The organism is Methylobacterium sp. D54C (assembly GCF_053345595.1).
The window spans coordinates 1-296 of sequence record NZ_JBKFAK010000223.1 but is presented as its reverse complement, the minus strand read 5'-3'; the positions used below and the strand labels follow the sequence as shown (position 1 = coordinate 296).

Annotated in this window: 1 pseudogene; it reads right to left on the bottom strand. The window is 79.4% G+C overall.

Annotated elements, in window-relative coordinates:
- Window positions 1-296, bottom strand: a pseudogene (locus ACLBYB_RS33260) (fumarylacetoacetate hydrolase); the annotation flags it as partial.

Here is a 296-nt window from a genome sequence, read left to right as displayed (position 1 = left end):
CCGCCGCCTTCAGGGCCTGGAGATCGACCGGGGCCAGGAGCCAGGGCTTGGTGGCGTCGCGCGCGTCCGGCGGCGTGGTGGCCAGCACCGCGTCGAGGCCGCCGAGATCCTCGCCCTGGGCGCCGCGCAGGGCGGCGGCGGGGTCTCGGGCCTCGCACAGGTCGCTGACGGGGGGGAAGGCGGCGGTGACGTCGACGATTCGGGCAGCCCCGTCCGCGTCGGCGCGGATCGCCACGACGCTCGGACCGGCCACGCCCGCCCGCCACACCCGGCCCACGAGGGCGCCCCGGCATCCG